Genomic DNA, 6,809 nt, shown 5'->3' on the forward strand with positions numbered 1-6,809 from the left:
AGTATCTTTTGGTGAAAATAGACCCAATACTGGACCACCACCTTGTGCAATAATTTTATCTAATAAAGGATTATTTCCTTTTTTAGCTACTGCTGTATCTTTTGCGTCAGTTAACAAAGCACTTAGAGAATCTTTTGCCACTGCTGGTTTAGTTTCTACTTTAGCAACTTCAGTTTTTTTCAATGACTCATTTGCAGCCATTAAAAAGTTACCTATTTCTTCAATTTTATAGGTTTCCCAAAATTCTAACTGAGCTGTACTTTGTAATAATTTCTTGATTCTATCAACATCCTTAGCTCCTGGAAGCTCAACAAGAATTTGACCAGACTCACCTAACTTTTGAATATTTGGTTGTGTTACCCCAAATTTATCAATACGTTTTCTTAGTACTCCAAAAGCACTCTCTACAGACTCATCAACTTTTCTTCTGATTACTTTTTGAACTTGTGAATCTGTCATTTGGAAATCAACTCCACCTTCACCTTGCAAACTTCTGTTAGCGAAGATATCTGGAGATGCTAATTTTACAGTTCCTTTAGAATTCGCTTCGAAAGCTTCAAAAAACTTATCAATAAATGGCTTGTTTCCTTGCAAATTTGCTGTTGCATCTGCGATCGACTTATTAAAAATAGGGTTTTTAGAATTATTAGATAATCCTTTCAAAATGTCTTTAACTGAGATTTGAAGGATCACATTGATACCTCCTTCTAAATCCAGACCTTTATTAATTTGTTTGTCACTTACTTCGTTAAAAGTAAAATTGGTAAATCCTAAATTAAAAACACTCTCCTTACCGATAGAGTCCAAGTATTTAAGTTCCTTGTCAGGATTCCCTTTTGCAAAAGATTTTGCATCACTTTTTACTTTGTTTGCCACGAAAGTGAACGAAAGTTGGTAAATACTTACCAATGCAAATAGAATTGCGAAGAATTTAATAAGTCCTTTATTCTGCATTATTACTAAAAATTAATTATTTTTTATTATTTATGTTTGTTTCAAACCGATAATACAAGCCTTCAAACGATATTTCTCCTAAAAGGAAGACCGTAAAAACCCCCATTATTTTTTTAAACCGAGCAAATATATAATTAACGAAAAGATTAACCAATTTATTTATTAACTAATCTCAAAAAAAAGACTGCAAAACTGCAGTCTTCTACGTTATATTGCAAATAGTTTATTCTAAAATTGATTTTAGCGCATCATTCATTGCACGAACAGCAGTTGCGCTTTTAGCGAACAACTCCTTTTCAGCATCATTTAATTTGATATCTACGATTTCTTCCACACCGTTTTTACCAATGATACATGGAACACCAATACAAATGTCATTTTGTCCATACTCCCCTTCTACGAAAACAGAACAAGCAATCATTTTCTTTTGGTCATTCAAGATACTGTCTACTAAATAAGCTACAGATGCTCCTGGTGCGTACCAAGCTGAAGTTCCTAAAAGTCCCGTTAAGGTTGCTCCACCTACCATTGTATCAGCTGCCACTTTTTGCAAAGCTTCTTCTGATAAAAACTGAGATACTGGCATTCCATTATAAGATGCTAAACGAGTCAAAGGAATCATAGTTGTATCTCCATGTCCACCAATAACCATAGCTGATATATCGTTAGCTGGTTTATCTAAAGCCATAGACAAATACGTTCTAAAACGAGAACTATCTAAAGCGCCTCCCATTCCTATAATTCTATTTTTAGGCAATCCTGTTGATTTTAGCGCTAAATAAGTCATCGTATCCATTGGATTAGAAACCACCACAATTATTGCTTCTGGTGAAAATTCTAAAACATTTTGGATAACCGTTTTCACAATACCGGCGTTAATACCTATCAACTCTTCACGAGTCATCCCTGGTTTTCTTGGAATACCAGAGGTAATAACCACTACATTACTATTCGCAGTGCGAGAATAATCATTAGTTACACCCACTACTTTGGTATTAAAACCTGTATTGGTAGCACATTGCATAATATCCAATGCTTTACCTTCGGCAAATCCTTCTTTAATATCTAATAATACTACTTCGCTAGCAATTCCTCTATAAGAAATAACATCTGCACAAGTAGCTCCTACATTTCCTGCCCCTACTATGGTAACTTTCATAATTTTGAGTTTATTCGGTTAATCGTTAATTTGGTTGTTTTATAGCAGTAAAAAAATCAGAAACTCTTTTACCTTTTTTATGTTTTAAGCGTCAATATTAGCGTAAACTGCATTTTTCTCGATAAATTCTCTTCGTGGCGGCACCTCGTCACCCATCAACATTGAGAACACACGGTCAGCTTCGGCTAAACTATCAATGGTTACCTGACGTAAAGTTCTGAAATTAGGATCCATTGTTGTTTCCCACAATTGCTCTGCATTCATCTCTCCAAGACCTTTGTAACGCTGAATTGCAGCACTTCCACCCATTCTTTCGTTCGCTTGATCACGTTGTACATCATTCCAAGCATACTCTTTCTTGTTGCCTTTTTTAACTAAATATAAAGGAGGAGCTGCAATGTAAATATGGCCTTCCTCGATTAATTCTTTCATGAATCGGAAGAAGAAAGTTAAAATTAAAGTAGAGATGTGACTACCATCGACATCGGCATCACACATTATTATTACTTTATGGTAACGTAATTTTTCGATATTTAAAGCTTTACTATCTTCGGCAGTACCTATGGTAACTCCTAGAGCAGTAAATATGTTACGAATCTCCTCGTTTTCAAACACTTTATGATGCATTGCTTTTTCAACATTCAAAATCTTACCACGTAATGGCAAAATAGCTTGAAAAGCTCGGTCACGACCTTGTTTTGCAGTTCCACCTGCCGAATCTCCCTCGACAAGGTATACTTCACATTTTGCTGGATCCTGCTCTGAACAATCTGATAATTTCCCTGGTAATCCACCGCCACCCATTACGGTTTTGCGCTGTACCATTTCACGTGCTTTCTTAGCCGCATGACGCGCTTGAGCCGCAAGAATTACTTTTTGAACTATGATTCGTGCGTCATTTGGATTTTCTTCCAAATAGGCCTCAATCATATCACCAACTGCCTGACTTACCGGAGAAACAACCTCTCTGTTCCCTAGTTTCGTTTTGGTTTGTCCCTCAAACTGAGGTTCCGCCACTTTTACAGAAATAATGGCTGTTAACCCTTCACGGAAGTCATCTCCAGCGATTTCGAACTTTAATTTATCTAACATTCCCGAAGCATCTGCATACTTCTTCAATGATCTTGTTAAACCAGTTCTAAAACCTTGTAAGTGCGTTCCTCCTTCGTGGGTATTGATATTGTTTACGTACGAAAAAATATTCTCTGAATAACTCGTATTATAAATAAGTGCTACTTCAACAGGAATATCTCCTTTTTCGTTATCCATAGAAATCACATGAGCAATAATAGGCTCGCGGTTTCCATCTAAATATCTAATATATTCTTTTAGTCCTTCTGTTGAGTGAAAAACCTCTGAAACAAAATTTCCGTCTTTGTCCTTTTCTCTTTTGTCTGTAAAAGTTATTGTGATTCCTTTGTTCAAGAATGACAATTCACGCATACGAGCCGATAGTGTATCGTATGAATATTCAATTGATTGTGTAAAAATAGTTGGATCCGGATAAAAAGTTACGATTGTACCTCTTTTAGTCGTTTCACCAATTTGTTTTACAGGATACAACGCCTTTCCTTTCTCGTATTCTTGCTCATATATTTTTCCATCACTACTGTGAACGGTAGCTCTTAAATGATTAGAAAGTGCATTTACAACAGAAACCCCTACACCGTGTAATCCTCCAGAAACCTTGTACGAATCTTTGTCAAATTTACCTCCAGCACCAATCTTAGTCATTACAACCTCCAGCGCAGAAACACCTTCTTTTTTATGAATTCCAACCGGAATACCACGTCCATTATCCTCAACAGAGATAGAGCCATCTTCATTTATATCTACTCGAATGGTATCACAATGGCCTCCCATTGCCTCATCGATCGAGTTATCAACTACTTCATAAACTAAATGATGTAATCCTCGAACTCCTACATCTCCAATATACATGGATGGACGCATTCTAACATGCTCCATTCCTTCTAATGCTTGAATACTATCCGCTGAATAATTGCTCTTATTGATTTCTTCGCTCATATGATTTATTCTAAATGAAATTTTGTCTAACACGCAAATATATAAAAATGCAACCTATATAACCGTTAAATTACCCTTTTAAGCCCTTAAGTTATTAACATATTGTTGATTTATAGCCCATAAAAAAACGCTCTCCGCGAGGAGAACGTTCTAAATTTTATTAAACAGCAAATCTAATGACTAGTGCAAGTCTTATTTTGCATTTCCCGCTCCAGACCCAATATGCGCAGCATTTGCTCTTCCGCTTGGATCTTCGTTTTCTTGCCAACGGGGAATCCACTTTCTAACTGTTTGAGCAGCATTTGTTTGTGGATAATATTTATGAAAAAGCGTGCGGTATAAATAAGCCTCCTTTGTAGTAGGAGGATTGTACGGAAATTCAACTGTAGCTCCCGCTAATTGCTCATCCGTCACCTGACTTGCACAATAAGATTTTAATTGATCAATCCATTCATAGCCTACTCCATCACTAAACTGCTCTTTTTGCCTCCATAAAATCTCGTCTGGTAAATAGGGATTATCAACATCATCAAAGGCTTTTCGGACGATATATTTCTCCTTATTATCGTACGTTTTAGGTTGTTTTTCTTCGGGATTAATTCGCATCACCACATCTAAAAAAGCAGTATCTAAAAACGGAACTCTGGTCTCTAATCCTTGAGACATAGTTGATTTATCGGCACGCAATAAATCTGCCGTAAATAGTTTTTGAACTCTTTCGATGGTTTCCTTCTGAAAATCTTCTGCCGATGGTGCATTTCTAAAATACAAATAGCCTCCAAAAACCTCATCAGCACCTTCACCTGAAAGCACGACTTTTATACCTAGATCACGTATTGCTTTTGATAAAAAATACATCGGCACACTCGCTCTTACCGATATGATATCATAGGTTTCCAAATGCCAAATTAACTTATCAAGCAATTCTATTCCTTGTTCTACGGTAAAGAAAACTTCGTGATGCTCAGTCCCTATGAAATCAGCCGCTTTTCTTGCTGCGATAACATCGGGAGCATTCTTGTCTAATCCAATTGAAAATGTATACAATTTCAAACCTTTCTCTTTCAGTATTCTGGCGGTGATCGCTGCAATCAAAGAAGAATCTAATCCACCAGAAAGCATGACACCCAAAGGCACGTCAGCCATTAATCGTTTGCTTACAGCTGCGGTTAAAGTACTATTTATAGCCTCCAAGTCTAATTCCTGATTGGCATGTAAATAGTCTTCATATTCAGGTCTGTAATACTTTACAAAACCAGAATTTACGGTGTAGTAGTGTCCGGGAGGAAATGTTGATAAAGTAACACATTGGTCAGTAATCGTTTTCATCTCTGAAGCAAAGTACATTCTTCCTCTTTCATCCAAGCCATAATACAAGGGCTTCACTCCAAGAGGATCTCTAGCTGCCATAAAATCATCTCCATTGATAATGACAAAGGCAAAATCTCCATCTAATTTATTGCAAAAGTCATAGCCAAATTCCTCGTACAAATGTACAATTACCTCACTATCCGATTTCGTTCGAAATGAATGCGCTGCTAACAGCCCGTCTCTTAATTCTTGATGATTGTATATCTCGCCGTTGTGAACCATCCAAGCATCCGAAGTTCCTTGAATAGGTTGTCTACCCGAGGTCAAATCAATAATTGACAAGCGTTCGCTACTCAAAATATTACCCTTTGCAGTCAAATATAAATCACTCTCATCCGGACCACGATGCGACATTCTTTTAGAAAGATCTTTCACAAGTTGCAGGTCCTTACCTTTACCAATAATGGCCACTATTCCACACATACTATTCTATTTTATTTTCTGAATCACAAAGAGAATATTCTCTATATAATTCGCCATATTACTAGATTTAATTTAAAGCTAAAATCAAATATAAAAAAGAAACCCAAATAATTAACTAAATTTTTGATTTTTAGACTTAATAAAAATAGCAATCACAATTAAAGTACTTCACAACAAAAACGTTCTCAAATTGGAGAACGTTTTTCAATTTACTAATTAAAAATTTAAAAATGATTTTCTTCTTATGCTTTCAGGTATGCATCATCATGGACATTAGCTACTGCTCTACCCGATGGATCGTTCATGTTTTTAAATGCTTCATCCCATTCCAAAGCTATTTTAGTACTACAAGCCACACTTGCTTCTTGCGGCACACACAAGGCTGCTGCATCACTTGGAAAATGTTCTGTGAAAATAGATCGGTAATAATATTCTTCTTTTGAGGTTGGCGTTTGCAAAGGAAACTTGTATTTTGCGTTTGCTAATTGTTCATCTGAAATTTCTTTAGCAACCACTTCCTTTAAGGTGTCAATCCAACTGTAACCTACTCCATCAGAAAATTGTTCTTTTTGTCTCCAAGCTACACTTGGTGGTAACAAATCTTCAAAAGCCTTACGAACTACCCATTTTTCCATAGGGTGTTCTTTATTAATCATCTTGTCTTGTGGATTAATTCGCATAGCGACATCCATAAATTCTTTATCTAGAAAAGGAACACGACCTTCAATTCCCCACGCTGCTAAACTTTTATTCGCACGCAAACAATCGTACATATGTAGTTTACTTAATTTACGAACATTCTCTTCGTGAAATTCTTGAGCATTGGGTGCTTTGTGAAAGTACAAATACCCTCCAAATAACTCATCAGCTCCTT

At 36.2% G+C, this 6,809-nt stretch carries 4 protein-coding genes and 1 pseudogene; all 5 read right to left on the reverse strand.

Annotated elements, in window-relative coordinates; all coding sequences use genetic code 11:
- Positions 1–954: pseudogene (locus P8M54_RS07950) on the reverse strand (protein translocase subunit SecDF); the annotation flags it as partial.
- Positions 955–1,177: 223 nt separating this feature from the next.
- Positions 1,178–2,113 (reverse strand): malate dehydrogenase, encoded by a 936-nt coding sequence (mdh, locus tag P8M54_RS07955; protein ID WP_300286989.1) that lies wholly within the window; start codon positions 2,111–2,113, stop codon positions 1,178–1,180.
- 84 nt (positions 2,114–2,197) lie between these two features.
- On the reverse strand, positions 2,198–4,141 hold the full coding sequence (gene gyrB, locus P8M54_RS07960) for a DNA topoisomerase (ATP-hydrolyzing) subunit B (RefSeq protein ID WP_300286991.1): 1,944 nt from the start codon (positions 4,139–4,141) through the stop codon (positions 2,198–2,200).
- Between the two features lie 192 nt (positions 4,142–4,333).
- Complete coding sequence (asnB, locus tag P8M54_RS07965; protein WP_300286993.1) at positions 4,334–5,935, reverse strand: asparagine synthase B; 1,602 nt, start codon at positions 5,933–5,935, stop codon at positions 4,334–4,336.
- A 242-nt stretch (positions 5,936–6,177) separates the two neighbouring features.
- Positions 6,178–6,809, reverse strand: a 632-nt coding sequence (locus tag P8M54_RS07970) for an asparagine synthase-related protein (protein ID WP_300286994.1), incomplete at its 5' end; no start/stop codon positions are given.

The sequence above is a fragment of the Flavobacterium sp. genome (assembly GCF_029242675.1).
Taxonomy (GTDB): Bacteria; Bacteroidota; Bacteroidia; order Flavobacteriales; family Flavobacteriaceae; genus Flavobacterium.